General features: G+C 73.0%; 15 protein-coding genes. 8 read left to right on the top strand and 7 right to left on the bottom strand.

Annotation, left to right across the window (positions count from 1 at the left end; genetic code table 11):
- Nucleotides 1–42: 42 nt before the first annotated feature.
- Both D6270_RS08395 and D6270_RS08390 read right to left on the bottom strand, forming a co-directional pair.
- Nucleotides 43–1,347 (bottom strand): MFS transporter, encoded by a 1,305-nt coding sequence (locus D6270_RS08395; protein WP_109165992.1) that lies wholly within the window; start codon nucleotides 1,345–1,347, stop codon nucleotides 43–45.
- A gap of 114 nt (nucleotides 1,348–1,461) precedes the next feature.
- Entirely contained in the window at nucleotides 1,462–2,064 is a 603-nt protein-coding gene (locus tag D6270_RS08390) for a hypothetical protein (RefSeq protein WP_109165993.1), read from the bottom strand.
- Between the two features lie 151 nt (nucleotides 2,065–2,215).
- On the opposite strand from D6270_RS08390, the gene npdG reads away from it, so the two are divergent.
- The 3 genes from npdG (at nucleotide 2,216) to D6270_RS08375 (ending at nucleotide 4,463) form a co-directional block, all read left to right on the top strand.
- Complete coding sequence (gene npdG, locus D6270_RS08385) at nucleotides 2,216–2,926, top strand: NADPH-dependent F420 reductase (RefSeq protein WP_018511810.1); 711 nt, start codon at nucleotides 2,216–2,218, stop codon at nucleotides 2,924–2,926.
- Nucleotides 2,927–3,027: 101 nt separating this feature from the next.
- The gene (locus tag D6270_RS08380) at nucleotides 3,028–3,213 is read left to right on the top strand and encodes a hypothetical protein (RefSeq protein WP_109165994.1); all 186 of its coding nucleotides are present in this window, start codon (nucleotides 3,028–3,030) and stop codon (nucleotides 3,211–3,213) included.
- Nucleotides 3,214–3,362: 149 nt separating this feature from the next.
- Nucleotides 3,363–4,463 (top strand): ABC transporter permease, encoded by a 1,101-nt coding sequence (locus tag D6270_RS08375; RefSeq protein WP_225976791.1) that lies wholly within the window; start codon nucleotides 3,363–3,365, stop codon nucleotides 4,461–4,463.
- A gap of 19 nt (nucleotides 4,464–4,482) precedes the next feature.
- Here D6270_RS08375 and D6270_RS08370 read toward each other — a convergent pair whose 3' ends face one another.
- On the bottom strand, nucleotides 4,483–5,289 hold the full coding sequence (locus tag D6270_RS08370) for a site-2 protease family protein (RefSeq protein ID WP_109165995.1): 807 nt from the start codon (nucleotides 5,287–5,289) through the stop codon (nucleotides 4,483–4,485).
- A 230-nt stretch (nucleotides 5,290–5,519) separates the two neighbouring features.
- On the opposite strand from D6270_RS08370, the gene D6270_RS08365 reads away from it, so the two are divergent.
- Nucleotides 5,520–8,858 (top strand): ATP-binding protein, encoded by a 3,339-nt coding sequence (locus tag D6270_RS08365; RefSeq protein WP_109165996.1) that lies wholly within the window; start codon nucleotides 5,520–5,522, stop codon nucleotides 8,856–8,858.
- Between the two features lie 21 nt (nucleotides 8,859–8,879).
- Here the strand turns inward: D6270_RS08365 and D6270_RS08360 are convergent, their stop codons facing one another.
- The 3 genes from D6270_RS08360 to panB all read right to left on the bottom strand — a co-directional run bounded on the left by D6270_RS08360 (nucleotide 8,880) and on the right by panB (nucleotide 11,814).
- Nucleotides 8,880–9,746, bottom strand: a complete 867-nt coding sequence (locus tag D6270_RS08360) for an ABC transporter permease (protein WP_109165997.1) — start codon at nucleotides 9,744–9,746, stop codon at nucleotides 8,880–8,882.
- Nucleotides 9,743–10,765 carry an ATP-binding cassette domain-containing protein gene (locus D6270_RS08355; RefSeq protein ID WP_109165998.1) on the bottom strand — a complete coding sequence of 341 codons (1,023 nt, stop codon included), beginning with the start codon at nucleotides 10,763–10,765 and terminating at the stop codon, nucleotides 9,743–9,745. Before D6270_RS08355 ends, D6270_RS08360 begins: the two co-directional genes overlap by 4 nt.
- A 152-nt stretch (nucleotides 10,766–10,917) precedes the next feature.
- Entirely contained in the window at nucleotides 10,918–11,814 is an 897-nt protein-coding gene (panB, locus tag D6270_RS08350) for a 3-methyl-2-oxobutanoate hydroxymethyltransferase (protein ID WP_109165999.1), read from the bottom strand.
- 182 nt (nucleotides 11,815–11,996) lie between these two features.
- Between panB and D6270_RS08345 the strand changes: the two genes are divergently transcribed.
- The 4 genes from D6270_RS08345 to D6270_RS08330 all read left to right on the top strand — a co-directional run bounded on the left by D6270_RS08345 (nucleotide 11,997) and on the right by D6270_RS08330 (nucleotide 17,242).
- The gene (locus tag D6270_RS08345) at nucleotides 11,997–13,604 is read left to right on the top strand and encodes an MFS transporter (protein ID WP_109166000.1); all 1,608 of its coding nucleotides are present in this window, start codon (nucleotides 11,997–11,999) and stop codon (nucleotides 13,602–13,604) included.
- Nucleotides 13,605–13,834: 230 nt separating this feature from the next.
- On the top strand, nucleotides 13,835–14,542 hold the full coding sequence (locus tag D6270_RS08340; protein WP_382772820.1) for a TetR/AcrR family transcriptional regulator: 708 nt from the start codon (nucleotides 13,835–13,837) through the stop codon (nucleotides 14,540–14,542).
- 180 nt (nucleotides 14,543–14,722) lie between these two features.
- Nucleotides 14,723–15,748, top strand: coding sequence for an endonuclease/exonuclease/phosphatase family protein (locus tag D6270_RS08335; RefSeq protein ID WP_109166002.1), 1,026 nt, complete (start codon nucleotides 14,723–14,725; stop codon nucleotides 15,746–15,748).
- Nucleotides 15,749–15,907: 159 nt separating this feature from the next.
- Nucleotides 15,908–17,242 (top strand): MFS transporter, encoded by a 1,335-nt coding sequence (locus D6270_RS08330; protein ID WP_109166003.1) that lies wholly within the window; start codon nucleotides 15,908–15,910, stop codon nucleotides 17,240–17,242.
- A gap of 54 nt (nucleotides 17,243–17,296) precedes the next feature.
- On the opposite strand, the gene D6270_RS08325 is transcribed toward D6270_RS08330, so the two are convergent.
- The gene (locus tag D6270_RS08325) at nucleotides 17,297–19,051 is read right to left on the bottom strand and encodes an NAD+ synthase (RefSeq protein WP_109166004.1); all 1,755 of its coding nucleotides are present in this window, start codon (nucleotides 19,049–19,051) and stop codon (nucleotides 17,297–17,299) included.

The raw sequence follows: 19,051 nt of genomic DNA, 5'->3' as shown, positions 1-19,051 counted from the left end.
GCGGGGCTCCGGAAGCCCGGGCCACCCGGCCCGGGCCCGGGGTCACCCCTCCACCCGGGCCTCCCGCCTCCGCACCGCATCCTCATCGGTCTCCGAGTCGTACCGCACCAACTTCGGCAGCGCGGCCGTCAGCAGCGCCACCGACGCCACGCACGCCACCCCGCCCGTCCAGATCGCCGACCGGGTCCCGGTCCACCCCGCCATCGCCCCGGCCCGGACCTGCCCCAGCTGCGGCCCCACGCTGTACGAGAGCACCTCGATGCCCGCCAGCCGCCCCCGCAGCTCCTCCGGAATGGTCTGGTTCCAGATGGTGGAGCGCCCCAGACCGCTCAGCATGTCGCCCGCTCCGGCCACCCCCAGGCAGAGCAGCACCACCCACACGCTGGAGAACCAGCCCGCCGCCGCGATCGCCAGCCCCCACACCGCCGCCCCGAACACCACGAACAGCCCGTGCCGCCGCACCCGGGACGTCCAGCCGCTGGTCAGCCCGAGCGCCAGCGAGCCCACCGAGCCCGCCGCGTACATCAGCCCCAGCGACCACTCCGCGTCCAGCTCGTCCGCCAGGAACGGGAAGATCGTGTTCGGGAAGGCGAAGAACATCGCCGCCAGGTCGATCGCGTACGTCCCCAGCAGCACCGGCCGGCTCCAGGCGTACCGGGCCCCCTCCACGATCCCGCGCAGCGACGGCTTCGCCGCCTCCTTGGCGGGCGGCGCGGGCGAGAGCCGCAGGCAGAGCACGACGGAGACGGCGAACGTGCAGACCGTCACCGCGTACGCCGTGCCGTGACCGGCGTACGCCACCACCAGGCCGGCCAGCGCCGGGCCCGCGATCGCCCCGATCTGCCAGCGCAGCGAGTTCAGCGCGGCCGCCGCCGTCTGCTGGGCGTGCGGCACGATCCGGGCCATCAGGGAGTCCAGCGCGGGCCGCTGGAGCCCGGCCAGGGCGGCGACCCCGCCGGCCACGACGTACAGCGGCCACAGCAGCGGCTCCGGCAGGAAGGCGTTCACCAGCAGGATCGCGGCGAGCACGCCGAGCCCCGCCTCGGTGAGCAGGATGACCCGGCGCCGGTCCACCGCGTCGGCGAGCGCCCCGCCGTACAGCCCGAAGACCACCAGCGGCACCAGCTCCACCGCCCCCATCGCCCCGACCGCGAGCGGCGAGCCGGTGAGGTGTTTGATCTGGAGCGGCAGCGCGATGAGCGCCATGAAGCTGCCGAAGTACGTGATCAGCCCCTGGATCCACAGCAGCCGGAAGTCCGGCGAGGAGTGCCACGGGGCCAGGTCCGGCAGCAGGGCGCGGAGCCGGGACGGGGGCGGAGGCGGTGAGGCAGGGGAAGCTTCGGTCACGAAGGGCTATGTTCGGTACTCCGGGGCGCTCCGGGCAAACAGATTTTCCCCGGACAGTCGTAACCGGCCACCCCGCCACGGACGACCGCCCGCGTCGGGGCCCCGTACTCCCCCTCACCACCGCCCCGGCGGCGGCTCCGTCAGCCGGTCCGCGAGCCGGGAGAGCCGGTCCCGGAACGTCCGGCCGCCGCGCGCCACCGGTCTGCTGTTCTCCCCGGCCGCCGCGCTCACCAGGTGCTGCACGATGTCCAGGTCCACCTCGTCGCCCGGGCCGACCACCAGCGACTCGTGGGCCAGCCCGCCCACCTCCGGGTCACCGCCGTCCAGAGCGAGCACCCGGGCGCCGGCCCGCCGCGCGTCGTGCACCCGCTCCAGCAGCCCGCCGTCCGGCCGCTCCGGCGCGACCAGCAGCACGGTCTGTCCCCGCCCCGCCGCCTCGATCCGGCCCAGCCCCGCCGACAGATGAGCGGGATCGCCCGGCTGGACCCGGTGCCGCACCAGGGTGGGCGTCAGCTCCGGCAGCCCGGACCAGGTGGACTCGTCCGCCAGGTGGGCCGCCAGGTGCCACGGCTCGTACGCCTCGGTCCCCACCAGCAGCAGCCCGCCGCCGTGCGGCACGACGGACGAGCGCAACGCCAGCGCGAACCGGCGGGCGGAGTCCGGCCACGGGGTCCCGGCCAGTACGTCACGGAGCAGGGCGACACGTACGGCATCCATGGCCCGGCATCCTGCCCCCGCACCCCGCCCGGTGGCCCCCGCACGGCTCCCCGTCACCCGAACGGAGGACCGTACGGCGGTCGGGCGGCGGGGTGGGTTCAGGAGCCCCCGGGACGGGGTTCCGGGCCCTACCTGGCAGTAGGGTCGGCCCATGACTACACAGGACAGCGGCAGCGCGCCCAAGCCCCCCGCCAAGGACCCCTGGGACCTCCCCGACGTCTCCGCCCTGAGCGTCGGCGTACTCGGCGGGACCGGCCCCCAGGGGCGCGGCCTCGCCTACCGGCTCGCCCGCGCCGGACAGCGGGTCACCCTCGGCTCCCGGGACGCCGGACGCGCCGCCGAGGCGGCCGCCGAGCTCGGCCACGGGGTCGAGGGCACGGACAACGCGGAGTGCGCCCGGCGCAGCGACATCGTGATCGTCGCCGTGCCGTGGGACGGTCACGCCAAGACCCTGGAGTCCCTGCGCGAGGAGCTGGCGGGCAAGCTCGTCATCGACTGCGTCAACCCGCTCGGCTTCGACAAGAAGGGCGCCTACGCCCTCAAGCCGGAGGAGGGCAGCGCCGCCGAGCAGGCCGCCGCCCTGCTGCCGGACTCCCGCGTCACCGCCGCCTTCCACCACCTCTCGGCGGTGCTGCTCCAGGACGAGTCCATCGAGGAGATCGACACCGACGTCCTGGTGCTGGGCGAGGCGCGGGCCGACACGGACATCGTGCAGGCGCTGGCGGGCCGCATCCCGGGGATGCGCGGCATCTTCGCGGGCCGGCTCCGCAACGCCCACCAGGTGGAGTCCCTGGTGGCGAACCTGATCTCGGTCAACCGCCGCTACAAGGCCCACGCCGGACTCCGTACCACCGACGTCTGATCCTTCCTGCCCGGACCCGGACCCGGGCCAGGGCGGGGCACAACGGGGCATGGGGGAGACTGGACGGGACCGCGACCGTTCCCCGACAGGAGCCGCCCCCCATGCCCCGCCTCGCTCTCTACGCCCTCGTCGTCTGCGTCCTCGCCGTCACGGCGGCCGTGGTCTCCTTCGTCCAGGGCAGCCTGCTCGGGATCGTCTGGGTGCTGATCGCGGGGCTCTCCTCGAACATGGTTTGGTTCTACGTGCGCAAGCAGCGCATGGAGGCGGCGGCCGCCGAGGCTCGCTGAACCCTCCCCGCACCACCCCTCGTGGCCCCTGAGCCGTTCGGGTCGTGGGCCCTGCCTCGTGGGCGCGCCCCGGAGCCCGGACGCCGCCCGGGGCCGACCATGTGACGGCCTCGCCACGGCCGTGGCGAGGCCGACCGAGGGAGGACCGCGTGGCAGACGCGAGGGACGACGGGTACGGATCAGGATCGACCGCACGGAGCGGCGACGGGGACCGGGGCTTCCTGGGGGAGGTGCGCGACGCCGTCTCCACCCGGTCGGCGCTCGTCATGCTCGGGGTGCTCCTGCTCCAGCTGGGCTTCGCCCTCTCCTACATGGGCGCCTTCCACGCGCCCAAGCCGCACAAGGTGCCGATCACCGTCGTCGCGCCGCCCGCCGTCCAGAAGGACCTGGTCGCCCGGCTGGACGCGCTCCCCGGTGACCCGCTCCAGGTGACCGCCGTCGCGAGCCGCGCCGAGGCGCGGGCCCGGCTGCTGGACCGGAGCACCGACGCCGCCCTGGTCATGGACCCGGCCAAGCGCACCGACACCCTGATCGTCGCCTCGGCGGGCGGCCCGTCGGCCGCCACGGCGGCCACGGAGATCCTCCAGGAGGTCGCCCGGGCGCAGAACCGCACGATCGTCGTACGGGACATCCGCCCGCCCGCCGCCGGTGACTCGCGGGGCCTGTCCTCCTTCTACCTGGTCCTCAGCTGGACCATCGGCGGCTACCTCGCCGCCTCGGCCCTGAACATGGCGGCCGGCTCCAAGAAGCCCACCCTGCGCCGCACCCTGGTCCGGCTGGCCGCGATGCTCCCGTACGGCTTCGTCTCGGGCATCGGCGGCGCCATCATCGTGGGACCGGTGCTGAACTGCCTGCCGGGCGCCTTCTGGGAGCTGGCCGGCATCGGCACCCTGGTGGTCTTCGCCTCGGGCGCGGTGGGCGTCGCCCTCCAGTCGGTGGCGGGCACGGTGGGCCTGGGCCTCACCATCCTGATCTTCACGATCCTGGGCAACCCCAGCTCCGGCGGGGTCTATCCGTCGTCGCTGCTGCCACCGTTCTGGAGCGCGATCGGCCAGGCGCTGCCCCCTGGGGCCGGGACGACGGTGGTGCGCAACACCGTCTACTTCGACGGCAACGCCACCACCGGCGCCCTGTGGGTCCTCGGCGCCTGGGCGTTCGGCGGGGTCGCCGTCGCGATCCTCGCCGCCGCCCTGCGCGAGGGGCGACGGCGCCGGGGAGCCCGGACCCAGCCCGTGGCCGCCGCCGGGTGAGGACGGACCGGGTGCGCGGTCACCCCACCGCGCACACCGGGTTCTGCTCGCCGAAGAACGCCTTCCAGAAGCGGTAGAGGTCGTAACCGCAGTACCGCTGGAGGTCGTCCACGCCCAGCAGGCACAGCAGCGCGTCGATCCCGTCGAAGAAGACGGTGTTCACCGCCGGGATCCACAGGATGGCGAAGACCGCGAGGAGCCCGAACGGCGCGATCGGCTCCACCTGGCGCCTGATCCGGTACGACAGCCACGGCTCGATCACGCCGTAGCCGTCCAGCCCCGGGATCGGCAGGGAGTTCAGGATCGCGGCCGTCACCTGGAGCATCGCCAGGAACGCCAGCGCGTACTGGAAGGCGAGCGGGACCCCGTCCAGCGCGTCCAGCCAGAAGGGCGCCGTGCAGACGATCGCGAACGCCACGTTCGTCAGGGGCCCGGCCGCCGAGATCAGGCTGTGCTTCCAGCGGCCGTGGATGCGGGCCCTCTCGATGTAGACCGCGCCACCGGGCAGGCCGATCCCGCCCAGGACCACGAAGAGGACCGGCAGCACGACGCTGAGCAGGGCGTGCGTGTACTTCAGCGGGTTGAGCGTCAGATAGCCCTTCGCCCCCACCGACAGGTCCCCGCTGTGCAGCGCGGTGCGGGCGTGGGCGTACTCGTGGAGGCAGAGCGAGACGATCCAGGCCCCGGTGACGAAGAGGAAGACCGCGAAGCCGGTGGCGCCCGCGAAGCCCGTCCAGACGGCCCAGCCCGCGACGGCGGTGACGGCGGCGATCCCGAGGAAGACCGGACTGATCCTCCGGTCCCCGCGGGTGGCTGCGGTGGTCATCGGCACACAACTCCTGGGGCTGGGGGAAACGGCGGCGACATCGTACGTACGCCGACGAGCACGCTGGTACGGCGGTACCGTACGCACGCCCATACAGGCGGTGGTACGGAGGGAACAGCGACACCGTACGCACGCCCGTGCGCGCGCCGGTACGGCGGGAACGACGACGCCCCGGTCAGGAGTTCCACCCGGCCGCCCCCGGCACCGCGCCCGTCGATGACAATGGGCCCGTGCGCTACTGCATCCTCGGCACCACCCGGGCACTCCGCGACGACGGCACGGCCGTCGCCCTCGGCGGGGCGCGGCTGCGCGCCCTGCTCACCGTCCTCGCCCAGCACCCCGGACGGACCGTGCCCGCCGGGGTCCTCGTGGACGAGGTGTGGGACGGCGACCCGCCCGCCGACGCGGCCGGCGCGCTCCAGGCGCTGGTGGGGCGGTTGCGGCGGGCGCTGGGGCGGAGCGCCGTCGAGTCGGTGGAGAGCGGCTACCGGCTCGCCGCCGAGCCGGACGCGGTGGACCTGCACCGGTTCGAGCGGCTGGCGGGGGAGGGGAACCGGGCCCTGGAGCAGGACGACGCGGCCAAGGCCGTCACCGTCCTGGACGAGGCCCTCGCGCTCTGGGACGGGCCGCCGCTGGACGACCTGCCCGACCGCACGGCGCCCGCCGCCCGCCTGGAATCCCGCAGACTCGCCGCCCGGCGGACCCGGCTGGAGGCGCTGCGCCTCCTCGGGCGGGCGGACGAGGCCCTGTGGGAGCTGACCGCGCTCTGCGCCGCCCACCCCCTCGACGAACCCCTCCAGGCCCTGCGCATCAGGGCCCTGCGGGACGCCGGACGCACGGCCGAGGCGCTGGCGGCGTACGACGAGGTGCGCACCGTACTCTCCGAACGCCTCGGCACCGACCCCGGGCCCGAGCTGCGCGGCCTGTACGGGGAGCTCCTCCACCAGAGACCGGCCGCGCCCGAGCCGCCCGCCCCCGTGGTGCCTCCCGCCGCCCCGAAGCCCCCGCCCGCCCACGGCAACCTCCGCGCCCGGCTCACCAGCTTCGTCGGCCGGGACAGCGACATCGCGGCCCTGCGCGAGGACCTCACCCATGCCCGGCTCGTCACCCTCCTCGGCCCCGGCGGCGCGGGCAAGACCCGGCTGTCGCAGGAGACCGCCGAGGCCGTCGCCGACGCCTGGCCCGACGGCGTCTGGCTGGCGGAGCTGGCCCCCGTCGACGACCCGGACGCCGTGCCCGAGGCGGTCCTGAGCGCGCTCGGCGCCCGGGAGACCGTGCTGCGGGGCGCCGGCGCCGAGGAGCTACGAGCCGTCGACCGCACCGGTGACGACCCCCTCGTCCGCCTCACCGAGCACTGCGCCCCGCGCCGGATGCTGCTGCTCCTGGACAACTGCGAGCACGTCGTCGGGGCGGCCGCCGCCCTCACCGACCACCTCCTCACCCACTGCCCGCGGCTCACGGTCCTCGCCACCAGCCGCGAACCCCTCGGCGTACCGGGCGAGTTCGTCCGGCCCGTCGACCCGCTGCCCGACCCGATGGCGCTGCGCCTGCTCGCCGAGCGCGGGGCGGCGGCCCGGCCCGGGTTCCGCACCGACACCGACCAGGAGACCGTCGCCGCCTGCGCCGAGATCTGCCGCCGCCTCGACGGGCTGCCGCTCGCCATCGAACTGGCCGCCGCCCGGCTGCGGATGCTCACCCCGCGCCAGATCGCCGACCGGCTGGACGACCGCTTCCGCCTCCTCACCAACGGCAGCCGGACCGTGCTGCCCCGCCAGCAGACCCTGCGGGCGGTCGTCGACTGGTCCTGGGAGCTGCTGGACGCGGAGGAACGGGCCGTACTGCGCCGCCTGGCCGTCTTCTCCGGCGGCTGCTCCCTCGCCGCCGCCGAGGAGGTCTGCGCCCTGCCCGGGCAGGGCGGGAGCGCCGCCGTGGACTGCCTCGACGTCGCGGGCCTGCTCGGCTCGCTGGTCGACAAGTCCCTCGTCGTCGCCGCGCCCGGCGACGACGGCCGGATGCGCTACCGGCTGCTGGAGACGGTCGGAGAGTACGCCGCCGAGCGCCTGGACGAGGCCGCCGAGCGCGAGCCGGTCGCCCGCCGCCATCTGGTCCACTTCCGGGAACTGGCCCGGATCACCGGCCCGAAGGTGCGCGGCGCCGGACAGCGGGACGCCATCGCGGTCTTCCAGCGCGAGTACGAGAACCTGCGCACCGCCTTCCGGCACGCCGTCGCCCTGCGGGACGAGCACGAGGCGCTCTGCGTGGTGCTGTCGATGGCCTGGTACTGGATGCTGCGTGACCTGCGCGCGGACGCCCGCCAGTGGGGCGAGGCCGCCGCCTCGCTCGGGCCCGATCCCTTCGCGGCGCCCGGCGTCCGCGCCCCCTCGCTGCCGGAGCGGGCCACCGACCGGCCCCCGCCGATGGACGACGAGCAGCTCGCGGAGGCGCGGCGCGGGGTGGGGCTGATCCAGCTGGCCGGCCAGGACCTCGCGCTGAGCGAGTGGTCGACCCCCGAAGGGGAGCGGCGGCTGCGGATCATCGTCGACACCTACCGGCCCGGCCAGCCGCAGACCTGCCGGATGCCGGGGACGCTCTGGATGTACGCGGTCCTGCTCAGCGGCGACACGGCGCGACTGTACGAGCTGCTGCACGGGACGGTCCGGGCCTGCCGGGAGCTGGGCTACGAGTGGGAGCTGGGCTCGGCACTCCACACCCGCGCCAACTTCCTGGCCAACGACCCCGAGCGGGTGGCCGAGGCGCGTGCCGACGCCGACGAGAGCCTGGAGATCTTTACCCGGCTGGGCGACGACTGGGGCGCCGCGGAGGCGCTCTCCTCCCGGGGCGAGGCCAACGAGCGGGCGGGCGGGTTCACCGCCGCCCTGAGGGACTACGCGGACGCCGTGGAGTACGCGCAGAAGATCGGTGCCCAGAGCCAGGTGGCCCTGTTGCGCGCCCGGTACGCCGGGGCCCTCATCGAACTCGACCGCCTCCAGGAGGCCGAGGCCATCCTGCGCGACATCACCGAGAACGGGAGGCAGTCCGGCCACGAGGCGACCCCGATGGCCCGGATGCACCTGGGGTTCGCCCTCGGGCTCCAGGGGCGGGTGGAGGAGGCCCGCAGGGAGACGAACCTGGTCCGCGAGGACTTCGGGTCGCGCGATGTCGCCATCTTCGGCGGCTTCGTCTTCGGCGTGCTGGCCTGGCTGGACAACCTCGAAGGCGCCCACGCCTCCGCCCTGTCCAACGCGCTGACCGCGCTGGACAGTTCGCGGGACCGGCTGTCAATGATGGTCGCTCCGCAGATGCGGTCGGCCCACCTGACGACCGCCGCCCGCGCGCTCGCCGGACTGGACGCGGCCGGAGCCGCCGAGGACGCCGCCCGGCTGCTGGCGCTCCAGGCGGCCCTCCTGCCGAAGGGGCATGTGCCGACCATGATGGAGCGCCGCACCCTGGCGCACGCCGAGGAGGCCGTACGGGCGCGCCTCGACGACGCGGCGTTCACGGCGGCGTACGAGCAGGGCGGCGGCCTCACCCTCGACGAGGCCACCGCCCTGGCGGAGGCGTACCGGTGACACCACCGGTGCCCCGGCCGCTCAGGCCTTCTTGCGGAACTTCGACACCGCCAGCGGAGCCATCACCAGCGTGATGCCCGCGGCCCAGGCCAGCGTCGTCCAGACGGAGCCGGCGACCGGGCCGCCCATCATCAGGCCCCGCACCGCGTCCGCCAGATTGGAGAGCGGGTTGTAGTCGGTGAAGGTCTGGAGCCAGCCCGGCATGGTCTGCGGCGGGGCGAAGATGGACGAGCCGAACTGGAGCGGCATCAGCACCAGCATCCCCATCCCCTGGACCGACTGGGCCGTCTTCATGGACAGCCCGAGCACGATGAAGATCCACATGATGGCGGCACCGAACACCGCCGCCAGCGCGACGGCCTCCAGCAGCCCGAGCACGGACGTCCCCAGCGTCATGCCGAGGGCGAAGCCCATCGCGAGCAGGATGACGATGGCGACCATCATCCGGCCCAGCTCGACCACGATCTTGGCGATGAGCACCGAGGAGCGGGAGATCGGCATCGTCCGGAACCGGTCCATGACCCCCTTGCGGAAGTCGTCGTTCACTCCGGTGCCGACGGCCATGGCGATGTTCATGCCCATCATCGCCATCAGGCCCGGCACCAGGTAGTTCAGGTAGTCCTGCCGGTCGCCGCCGAGGCTGCCGCCGACCGAGCCGCCGAAGACGTACACGAACAGCAGCGTGAAGATGATCGGCATCAGAAGGACGTCGAACATCGACTCCGGGTCCTTCTTGATCTGGAGCAGATTGCGCCGCGCCAGGGCCCCGATGTGCCGCAGGTTGGCCCGCAGCCCGATCCGGCCCTCCCCGGTCGCCTGCGCCTGTGCCGTCGGCGGGTTCGTGCCCGCGGACCCGGCGGGGGCGGGGGTCAGGGTGGTGGTGCTCATGCGGCGACCTCCTGGGGAGCGGCGTCGGTGAGGGGGGCGGCCTTGTCGCCGGTGATCGCGAGGAAGACCTCGTCCAGGCTGGGCAGGGCGGTGGCGACATGGGCGAGGGAGAAGCCCCGGGCGCCCAGCAGTCCGATGACGGCGGTCAGCTGCTCGTCGCTGAGGATGGGGACGTACAGCAGCCCCTCGTCCGGGACGGCCTGCGCCCCGGCGACCCCGTCGAGTCCGGCTTCCCGGATCGCCTGGGCCATCGCGGGCAGCTCCGCCGGGTCCGAGGGCCGGATGTGCAGGGTGCGGCCGCCGACCTTGGCCTTCAGCTCGTCGACCCCGCCCCGGGCGATGATCTTCCCCTTGTCGATGACCGTCAGCTCCTTGGCGAGCTGCTCGGCCTCCTCCATGTACTGCGTGGTCAGCAGGACGGTCGCGCCCTCGGCGACCATCCGCTGCACCTCGTCCCAGACCTCGTTACGGGTCCGGGGGTCGAGGCCGGTCGTCGGCTCGTCCAGGTACAGCACGGACGGGCTGCCGATCATCGAGGCGGCCAGGTCGAGGCGGCGGCGCATCCCGCCGCTGTACTCCATGCAGGCCCGCTTGGCGGCCTCGGTGAGCGAGAACCGCTCCAGCAGCTCGTCCGCCCGGGCCCGCGCCTGCTTGCGCGGCAGATCGAGGAGCCGCCCGATCATGTAGAGGTTCTCCCAGCCGGAGAGCTTCTCGTCGACCGAGGCGTACTGCCCGGTCAGGCCTATCCGGCGGCGCAGCTCGCGCGGCTGCTTCACCACGTCGTAGCCCGCGACGACCGCGTGTCCGGCGTCGGGGGTGATCAGCGTGGAGAGGCAGCGTACGAGGGTGGTCTTGCCGGCGCCGTTGGGGCCGAGCACGCCGAGGACGGTGCCTTCGCGGACGTCGAGGTCCACGCCGTCCAGTGCCTTGGTCTCGCCGTAGTGCTTGACCAGCCCCCGCACCTCGACGGCGTTCCGGCCGTTGCCGGGGTTCTTGTCGATTCGTTCCATGTCCACCATGGGACCAGCGCCGGCCGACAGCTCACCGACAGGCGGCCGACACGTGCTCCGGGCGCGCGACAGCCCGCCGATGGGGGATGTCGGCGGGCTGTCGGTGGTGCGGGAAATGGTCGGTGAGCGCCGCCGTCACGGAGCGGCGGCGACCGGGTGGGTCAGTGGAAGGTGTGCTCCGGCGCGGGGAACGTACCGCCCACGACCTCCTCGGCGAACTCCTTCGCCGCGTCCCCGAGCACCTGGCGCAGATTCGCGTACTGCTTGGTGAAGCGCGGCACCTTGCCGCCGGTCAGCCCGACCATGTCGGTGTAGACCAGCACCTGCGCGTCGGTCGCCGCACCGGCGCCGATGCCGACGGTCGGGATGTGCAGGGTGCGGGTGACCTCGGCGGCCAGCTCCTCGGGTACGAGCTCCAGCACGACGGCGAACGCGCCCGCGTCCTGGACCGCCTTGGCGTCACGCAGCAGCTGGTGGGCCGCCTCCTCGCCGCGGCCCTGCACCCGGTAGCCCATGGCGTTGACGGACTGCGGGGTCAGGCCGATGTGGGCCATGACCGGGATGCCCGCCTCGACCAGCAGCCGGATCTGCTCGTGGGACCGCTCGCCGCCCTCCAGCTTGACCGCGCCGACCCCGGAGTCCTTGATCAGCCGGGTGGCGTTGCGCAGCGCCTGGACGGGGCCCTCCTGGTACGAGCCGAAGGGCAGGTCGGCCACGACGAGGGCGCGCTTGGTGCCGCGTACGACGGCGGCGGAGAGCATGGCGATCTCGTCCATCGTGACGGGCACGGTGGTCTCGTAGCCGAGGTGGACGTTGCCCATCGAGTCCCCGACGAGCATGACCGGGATGCCCGCCTCGTCGAAGACGGACGCGGTCATCGCGTCGTAGGCGGTGAGCATGGGCCACTTCTCGCCGCGCTCGGTGGCGGCGGCGATGTCGTGGACGGTGATGCGGCGGGTGGACTTCCCTCCGTACAGCGCCTTGCTGCTGTCGGGGGAGGCACCTGCGGGGGAGGACGGGCCCTGTGCGGACGGATTCTGTGCAGCCGGAAGTGACATGGCTGGTGGACTCCTTCGTCATCTCGAGGCGCCCTGACGGCGTCCCCGGATCCCTTCCATGGTGGCATCCCGCCCGGGCAAACGGGAAGTGGGCCCGCACCACCCCGCCGGCCGGCTCCCGTTGGGCAAAGCTTTAACAATACGAGACGGTCTCGTATTGGAACGACGTTAGGCTCGTCCCCATGTCCGCACCTTCCCCCTCCGCGCCCGCCGCCGAGCCCCGCATACCCGAGGCGGTCCACCGCCGCCGCTGGTGGATCCTCACCGTCCTCATGTTCAGCCTGCTCATCGTGGTGCTGGACAACTCGATCCTGAACGTCGCGGTCAAGACGATCGCCAGCCCCGCTCCCACCGGCATCGGCGCCACCCAGAGCGAGCTGGAGTGGGCGATCAACTCCTACACGCTCGTCTTCGCCGGACTCCTGTTCACCGCCGGACTCCTCGGCGACCGCATCGGCCGCAAGAAGGTCCTCCTCTCCGGCATCCTCGTCTTCGGCATCGGCTCCGCCCTGGCCGCCATGTCCGCCTCGCCGGGCGAACTCATCACCTGGCGCGCCCTGATGGGCTTCGGCGCGGCCTTCGTGATGCCCGCCACCCTCGCCGTCCTGATGAACGTCTTCGAGCGTGACGAACAGCCCAAGGCCATCGGCATCTGGGCCGGCAGCGTCGGCCTCGGCATCGCGATCGGCCCGATCACCGGTGGACTGCTCCTGGAGCACTTCTGGTGGGGTTCGATCTTCCTGGTGAACGTCCCCGTGGTCGCGCTCGCCCTGGTCGCCATGGTGATCCTGGTCCCCGACTCCCGTGACCCGAAGCCCGGCAAGGTCGACCCGCTGGGCGTCGCGCTCTCCATCGTCGGCCTGGTCCTGCTGGTGTACGGGATCATCCGGGGCGGCGAGCTGGCCGACTTCACCGACACCACCGTGCTGCTCCCCATCCTCGGCGGACTGCTGGTGCTGGCCGGATTCGTCTGGCACGAGAAGCGCAGCAGCCACCCGGCGATCGACATCACGTACTTCAGGAAGCCCGCGTTCTCCGCCGCCGTCGCCGCCATAGCGCTGGTCTTCTTCGCGCTGATGGGCGTGACGTTCTTCTCCGCCTTCTACCTCCAGAGCGTGCGCGGCTACAGCGCCCTCCAGTCGGGCCTGCTGATCCTTCCGCTCGCCGCCGCCCAGATGATCTTCGCGCCCCGGGCCCGGCTGGTCGTGGACCGCTTCGGCGCCCGCGCGGTCTGCACGGTGGGCATGCTGCTGGTCGCGGCCGGACTGGCCTGCTTCGCCCTGTTCGACGCCGGTACGCCGGTGTGGGTGCTGTGCCTCGTCTTCTTCGTCCAGGGCACCGGGATGGCGCACATCATGCCGCCCGTCACCGTGGCCGTGATGCAGGCGCTGCCCCGCGAGAAGGCCGGTTCCGGTTCGGCCGTCAACAACACCTTCCGCCAGGTCGGCGGCGCGCTCGGGATCGCGGTCCTCGGCTCGGTGCTCTCCACCGTCTACCGGGGTGACATCGAGGGCCACCTCGGCGCGGTCCCGGCCGGGGTCAGGGATGTGGCGGGCGAGTCCATCGAGGCCACGCTCGGGGTCGCCGAGAAGCTCGGCCCGGTGGCCGGAAAGCCGCTGGTCGCCGCCGCCAACGACGCCTTCATCAGCGCCATGCACGTGACCGCGCTCGGCTCGGCGGCCGTCGCCCTGATCGGCGCGCTCGTGGTCGGCCTGTACCTGCCGGGCCGGTCCCCCGCGGTGACGGAGGAGCCGGAGCCCCGCCCGACGAAGGAGCCGGTGGACCACTGACGGACCGGCCCGGAGGGCCGCGGCCTCCCGCCCCCTCCGGGTCGGCGAGAATCGGGGCGACGGTCGGACGACGGCGCGGCGAGAGGCGGCATCAGGTGCGGGACCAGGACGACGGCGAGCGGGACAGCGCTCGGTCCGGCGAGCAGGACCGGCACGGCGCGGCGCAGGGCGGTACGGACGGCGGCGGCGCGGCGGAGACCGGCCCGGACATCGGTGCGACCGGCATCGGCGTGACCGAGGGCGGCGCTACCGACGGCGGCCCGGCGGCCCCCTGCCCCGCGCGCGGCGACGGGACGGCCGACCCGGAGCCCCGCCGCGGCCGCCCCCGCTCCGCCGCCGCCGAACGCGCGATCCTGGACGCTGTCATCGCCCTCCTGGAGGCGGGTGAACCCCTGGCCGGCCTCTCCATCGAACGCATCGCGCGTACGGCGGGCGTCGGCAAGGCCACCATCTACCGCCGCTGGTCCGGCAAGGAGGAGCTCTTCGTCGACGTCGTACGGGACATGGAACCCGTGGACCCGCCCGTCTCCGGCACCGAGGGCCTCGCCGACCTGCGCATCATGCTGGAGTCCCTGCGCACCCGGGGCCTCGCCCAGCGTTCCTCGGTACTGCTGCACAACATCTTCGCCCAGATGAAGAGCCACCCGAAGCTCTGGGACGAGTATTTCGGCACGGTGATCGCCCCCCGCCGCGCCGCGGTACTGGCGGCGGTACGCCGGGCCGTCGCCGCCGGAGAGCTGCGCGACGACCTCGACGTGGAGCTGATCGACGACCTCTTCGTCGGCGCGGTGCTCGTCCGTACCGTCCACCGCCCCGACGCCCCCCTCCCCGACGACCTGGTCGACCGCATCATCACGACGCTGCTCCAGGGCCTGGCCCCGGCGGCGGCCACGACCTCGGCGGGCGCGCCTGACGCACCGGAGCCGGGCCGAGTGTGATCGTTCTGTCACAAGCCCCCACCGGCCACGCCCGGACCGGAACCTCCCGTCCCGCTCCGCTCGTCCTGCTCACGGAGAGCCGTCGCCCGCAGAGGGACGTCGACGGCGGGAAAGACGCCACCCATCACCTAGGGTCGAGGGGCGCGGCGATGTGTACGGCAAGGCAGTGAGGACGACGCGATGGTGCAGGCGTACGGGGCGGACACGGGCAACGGCAGCGCGGAGCGGCCGCAGCCCGACGGGAACCGCTTCCGGGGCCGGCTGACCAGAGCGGCCCGGGACGGGGGGATCTGGCGGCGCGGGATCGTGCTGGCCCTCTGCTCGGTGGTGCTGACCCTGGTGATGGTCGTCCACGCGCGCATCCCGAACCGGGTCGGCAACCTCGGCAGCCTCATCGAGACGTTCCTGCCGTGGATAGCGCTGTTCATCCCCCTGCTGCTGCTCCTGGCCCTGCTGCGGCGCTCCGCCACCGCGCTGATCGCCCTGCTGCTCCCCGCCGTGGTCTGGCTCAACATCTTCGGCAGCCTGATCACCGACAAGTCCGGCACCGGTGGCGACCTCACCGTCGCCACCCACAACGTCAACGCCGGAAATCCGGACCCGGCGGGCACCGCCCAGCAGGTCGCGGGGTCCGGGGCCGACGTCGTGGCCCTCCAGGAGCTGCCGGGCGGGCAGGTGTCCACGTACGAGAAGTCGCTGGCCGCCCGCTACCCGTACCACTCGGTCCAGGGCACCGTCGGGCTGTGGAGCAAGTACCCCCTCAGCAACACCAGGCCGGTCGACATCAAGATGGGCTGGACCCGGGCCATGCGCTCCACGGTCAAGGCGCCGCAGGGCGAGGTCGCGGTGTACGTCGCCCACCTCCCGTCGGTCCGGGTCAAGCTGCACGCCGGGTTCACCGCCAACCAGCGCGACAACAGCGCCGACGCCCTCGGCGAGGCCATCGCCGACGAACCCGTCAAGCGCGTCGTCCTGCTCGGCGACCTCAACGGCACGATGAACGACCGCTCGCTGAACGCGGTCACCTCCCAGATGCGCTCCACCCAGGGCGCGGCGGGCGACGGCTTCGGCTTCAGCTGGCCCGCCTCGTTCCCGATGGCCCGGATCGACCAGATCATGGTCAAGGGCGTGGAACCGAAGTCCTCGTGGACCCTGGCGGCGACCGACAGCGACCACCTGCCGATAGCGGCACGCGTGGAGCTGTGACAGGCATCAGGCAACCGGCCGTTCACCTCCCGGCATAAAACGTCTGCGACAATTTGTTCCAGTCGCATACATAAAGAAGACGCAGCCGTCGCCCGGCGTGGATGCCGAGGCGACGGTTCTTCGTTCTGCCCCCGCCCCGAGATTGTGAAGGTTCTTCCCATGCCCCTGGCCCTGCTCGCCCTGGCCGTGAGCGCCTTCGGCATAGGCACGACCGAGTTCGTCATGATGGGCCTGCTGCCCAACGTGGCGGACGACCTCGGAACCTCCGTGCCGACCGCCGGCTACCTCGTATCGGCGTACGCGATCGGCGTCGTCCTGGGCGCACCGCTGCTCACCGGCCTCGGCTCCCGCGTCCCGCGCAAGAAGATGCTGCTGCTCCTGATGGCGCTGTTCACCATCGGTAACCTCGCCTCGGCGCTCGCCCCCGACTTCGGCTGGCTGCTCGCGGGCCGCGTCCTGGCCGGACTCCCGCACGGCGCGTTCTTCGGCGTCGGCGCGGTCGTCGCGGCCCGGCTGGTCGCCGAGGGCCGCCAGGCGCGGGCGGTGGCGACGATGTTCCTCGGCCTGACGGTCGCCAACATCGTCGGCGTACCCGCCGCGACCCTGCTCGGCCAGCACCTCGGCTGGCGGGCCACCTTCCTGGTCGTCGCGGTGATCGGCCTGACCGCGATGGCGGCCCTGGCCCGCCTGGTGCCCACCATCCCGGTCGAGGCCCACCAGGACGTACGCCGCGAACTCCGCGCCCTCGGCAACCGTCAGGTGCTCCTCGGCCTGCTCACCGCGGTCTTCGGCTTCGCCGGGGTCTTCGCGGTGTACTCGTATCTCTCGGCGATGACCACGGAGGCGATGGGCTTCGGCGAGTCCTCGGTCACCGTCGTCCTGGCCCTCTTCGGTATCGGCATGACCCTGGGCGCCCTGGCCGCGGGCCCCCTCACGGACCGAGCCCTGCGCCCGACCCTGTACGGCTCACTGGGCGCGCTGGCGGTGGTCCTGGTGGCGTTCCCGTTCACGGTGCACGTGCAGTGGGCGGCGCTGGTGATGGTGGTGCTGCTGGGCGGAGTCGGCTTCATGACGACGACCCCGCTCCAGATGCTGGTCATGAACAAGGCGAAGGACGCCCCCACCCTGGCCTCCGCCTCCAACCACTCGGCTTTCAACCTGGCCAACGCGGGCGGCGCCTGGCTGGGCGGCGTGGCGATTGCGGCGGGCTGGGGCTGGACGTCCCCGGCTTTCGTGGGCGCGGTCCTGGCCCTGCTGGGCCTGGCGATAGCGGCAACGGCGGGCTTCCTGGACAGGGGGCAGGGGAGGGCGTCCCGAGTGGTGGCGGCGAACCAAGCCCGTCCGGCGCTTGCGGACGCAACCGCTACACCGGACGGAGCTGGCTCCCTCTCGGACGGACCTGGCACCTCCTCGGGCCGGCCTGGCACCGTCTCGGGCCGGCCCGGCTCCCCTTCCAGCCGATCCGGCACCCCTTCCAGCCCGTCCGGCGTTTGAGGACGGAGGCGGCCACCGGACGCCCCCCCGGCAACCGCCCCCCGGAGCACCTCGCTAGGCCGACTCCCGCCACCGATTGGTGATCGGCAGCCGACGGTCCTTGCCAAACCCCTTGGGCGAGATCTTCGTCCCCGGCGGATACTGCCGCCGCTTGTACTCCGCCGTGTCCACCATCCGCAACGTCTTCGCCACCAGCCCCGCGTCGAACCCGGCCGCCACGATGGCATCGAGACCCTGGTCCCGGTCCACGTACAGCTCCAGGATCCCGTCCAGCACGTCGTAGTCCGGCAGCGAGTCCGTGTCGACCTGCCCCGGCCGCAGCTCCGCGCTCGGCGGCTTGGTGATCGAGGCCTCGGGGATCGGCGGCGTCTGCCCCCGCTCCTCCGCCGCCCGGTTGCGCCACTTCGCCAGCCGGAACACCGACGACTTGTACACGTCCTTGATCGGCCCGTACGCGCCCACCGCGTCCCCGTACAGCGTCGAGTAACCGACCGCCAGCTCCGACTTGTTGCCGGGCGCCAGCACGATCTGCCCCTCCTGGTTGGAGATGCCCATCAACGTCGTACCCCGCAGCCGCGCCTGGAGGTTCTCCTCCGCCAGCCCGGAGAGCCCGAGGGACTCCATGTACGCGTCGAACATCGGCGCGATCGACACCGTACGGAAGTTGAGCCCGGTCCGCCGCGCCAGCTCGGCGGCGTCGCCCTTGGAGTGGTCCGAGGAGTATTTGGACGGCATGGACACGCCGTACACGTTCTCCGCCCCGAGCGCATCGCACGCGATGGCCGCGCAGAGCGCCGAGTCGATCCCTCCGGAGAGCCCGAGCAGCACACTGCTGAAACCGTTCTTCGCAGCGTACGCACGCAGCCCCACGACCAACGCCGAGTAGACCTCCTCGTCGTCGTCCAGCCGCTCCGCGTACCCGCCCGCGAGCTCCGGCTCGTACGCGTCGACAGGCCGGTCGGACAGCACCACATGGTCGATGCGCAGCCCGTCGTCCACCACACCCGAGGGTGCCGCGGCCGCCGCGGCCGGCAGCTCCAGATCGAGGATCACACTGCCCTCGGAGAACTGCGGGGCGCGGGCGATGACCTCGCCCTCCTTGTCGACGACGATCGAGTCCCCGTCGAAGACCAGCTCGTCCTGCCCGCCGATCATCGCCAGATAGGCCGTCGTGCACCCGGCCTCCTGGGCCCGCTTGCGGACCAGCTCCAGCCGGGTGTCGTCCTTGTCCCGCTCGTACGGCGAGGCGTTGATCGACAGCAGCAGCCCGGCCCCGGCGGCCCGGGCAGCCGGGACGCGCCCGCCGTCCTGCCACAGGTCCTCGCAGATCGCGAGGGCCACGTCGATGCCGTGGACCCGTACGACGGGCATCGAGTCGCCCGGCACGAAGTACCGGAACTCGTCGAACACCCCGTAGTTCGGCAGGTGGTGCTTGGCGAAGTTGAGCGCGATCCCGCCCCGGTGGAGCACGGCGGCGGCGTTGCGCGGGGACCCGGCGGGCTGCCCGTACCGCGCGGCGGCGTGCTCGGAGCGGTCGAGGTAGCCGACGACGACCGGCAGCTCACCGAAGCCCTCCGCGTCGAGCCGGGCGGCCAGCGCACGCAGCGCCTGACGCGAGGCCTCGACGAAGGACGACCGCAGGGCCAGGTCCTCGACGGGATATCCGGTCAGCACCATCTCGGGGAACGCCACGAGGTGGGCGCCCTGCTCGGCGGCGTGCCGGGTCCAGTGGACGATCGCCTCGGAGTTGCCGGCGAGGTCGCCGACGGTCGAGTCGATCTGATTCAGTGCGAGGCGTAGTTGAGGCAC

Source organism: Streptomyces griseus subsp. griseus (assembly GCF_003610995.1).
In the GTDB taxonomy this organism is placed as follows: Bacteria; Actinomycetota; Actinomycetes; order Streptomycetales; family Streptomycetaceae; genus Streptomyces.
The sequence above is the reverse complement of the archived record's forward strand: the minus strand, read 5'-3'. Positions and strand labels throughout refer to the sequence as shown.

What these genes read in the sequence shown, in the direction of transcription:
- D6270_RS08335 (WP_109166002.1), top strand. Translation starts at nt 14,723, where the DNA reads ATGGTGCAGGCGTACGGGGCGGACACGGGCAACGGCAGCGCGGAGCGG.
- D6270_RS08390 (WP_109165993.1), bottom strand. Translation starts at nt 2,064, where the DNA reads ATGGATGCCGTACGTGTCGCCCTGCTCCGTGACGTACTGGCCGGGACC.
- D6270_RS08380 (WP_109165994.1), top strand. Translation starts at nt 3,028, where the DNA reads ATGCCCCGCCTCGCTCTCTACGCCCTCGTCGTCTGCGTCCTCGCCGTC.
- npdG (WP_018511810.1), top strand. Translation starts at nt 2,216, where the DNA reads ATGACTACACAGGACAGCGGCAGCGCGCCCAAGCCCCCCGCCAAGGAC.
- D6270_RS08355 (WP_109165998.1), bottom strand. Translation starts at nt 10,765, where the DNA reads ATGGTGGACATGGAACGAATCGACAAGAACCCCGGCAACGGCCGGAAC.
- D6270_RS08360 (WP_109165997.1), bottom strand. Translation starts at nt 9,746, where the DNA reads ATGAGCACCACCACCCTGACCCCCGCCCCCGCCGGGTCCGCGGGCACG.
- D6270_RS08370 (WP_109165995.1), bottom strand. Translation starts at nt 5,289, where the DNA reads ATGACCACCGCAGCCACCCGCGGGGACCGGAGGATCAGTCCGGTCTTC.
- D6270_RS08330 (WP_109166003.1), top strand. Translation starts at nt 15,908, where the DNA reads ATGCCCCTGGCCCTGCTCGCCCTGGCCGTGAGCGCCTTCGGCATAGGC.
- D6270_RS08345 (WP_109166000.1), top strand. Translation starts at nt 11,997, where the DNA reads ATGTCCGCACCTTCCCCCTCCGCGCCCGCCGCCGAGCCCCGCATACCC.
- panB (WP_109165999.1), bottom strand. Translation starts at nt 11,814, where the DNA reads ATGTCACTTCCGGCTGCACAGAATCCGTCCGCACAGGGCCCGTCCTCC.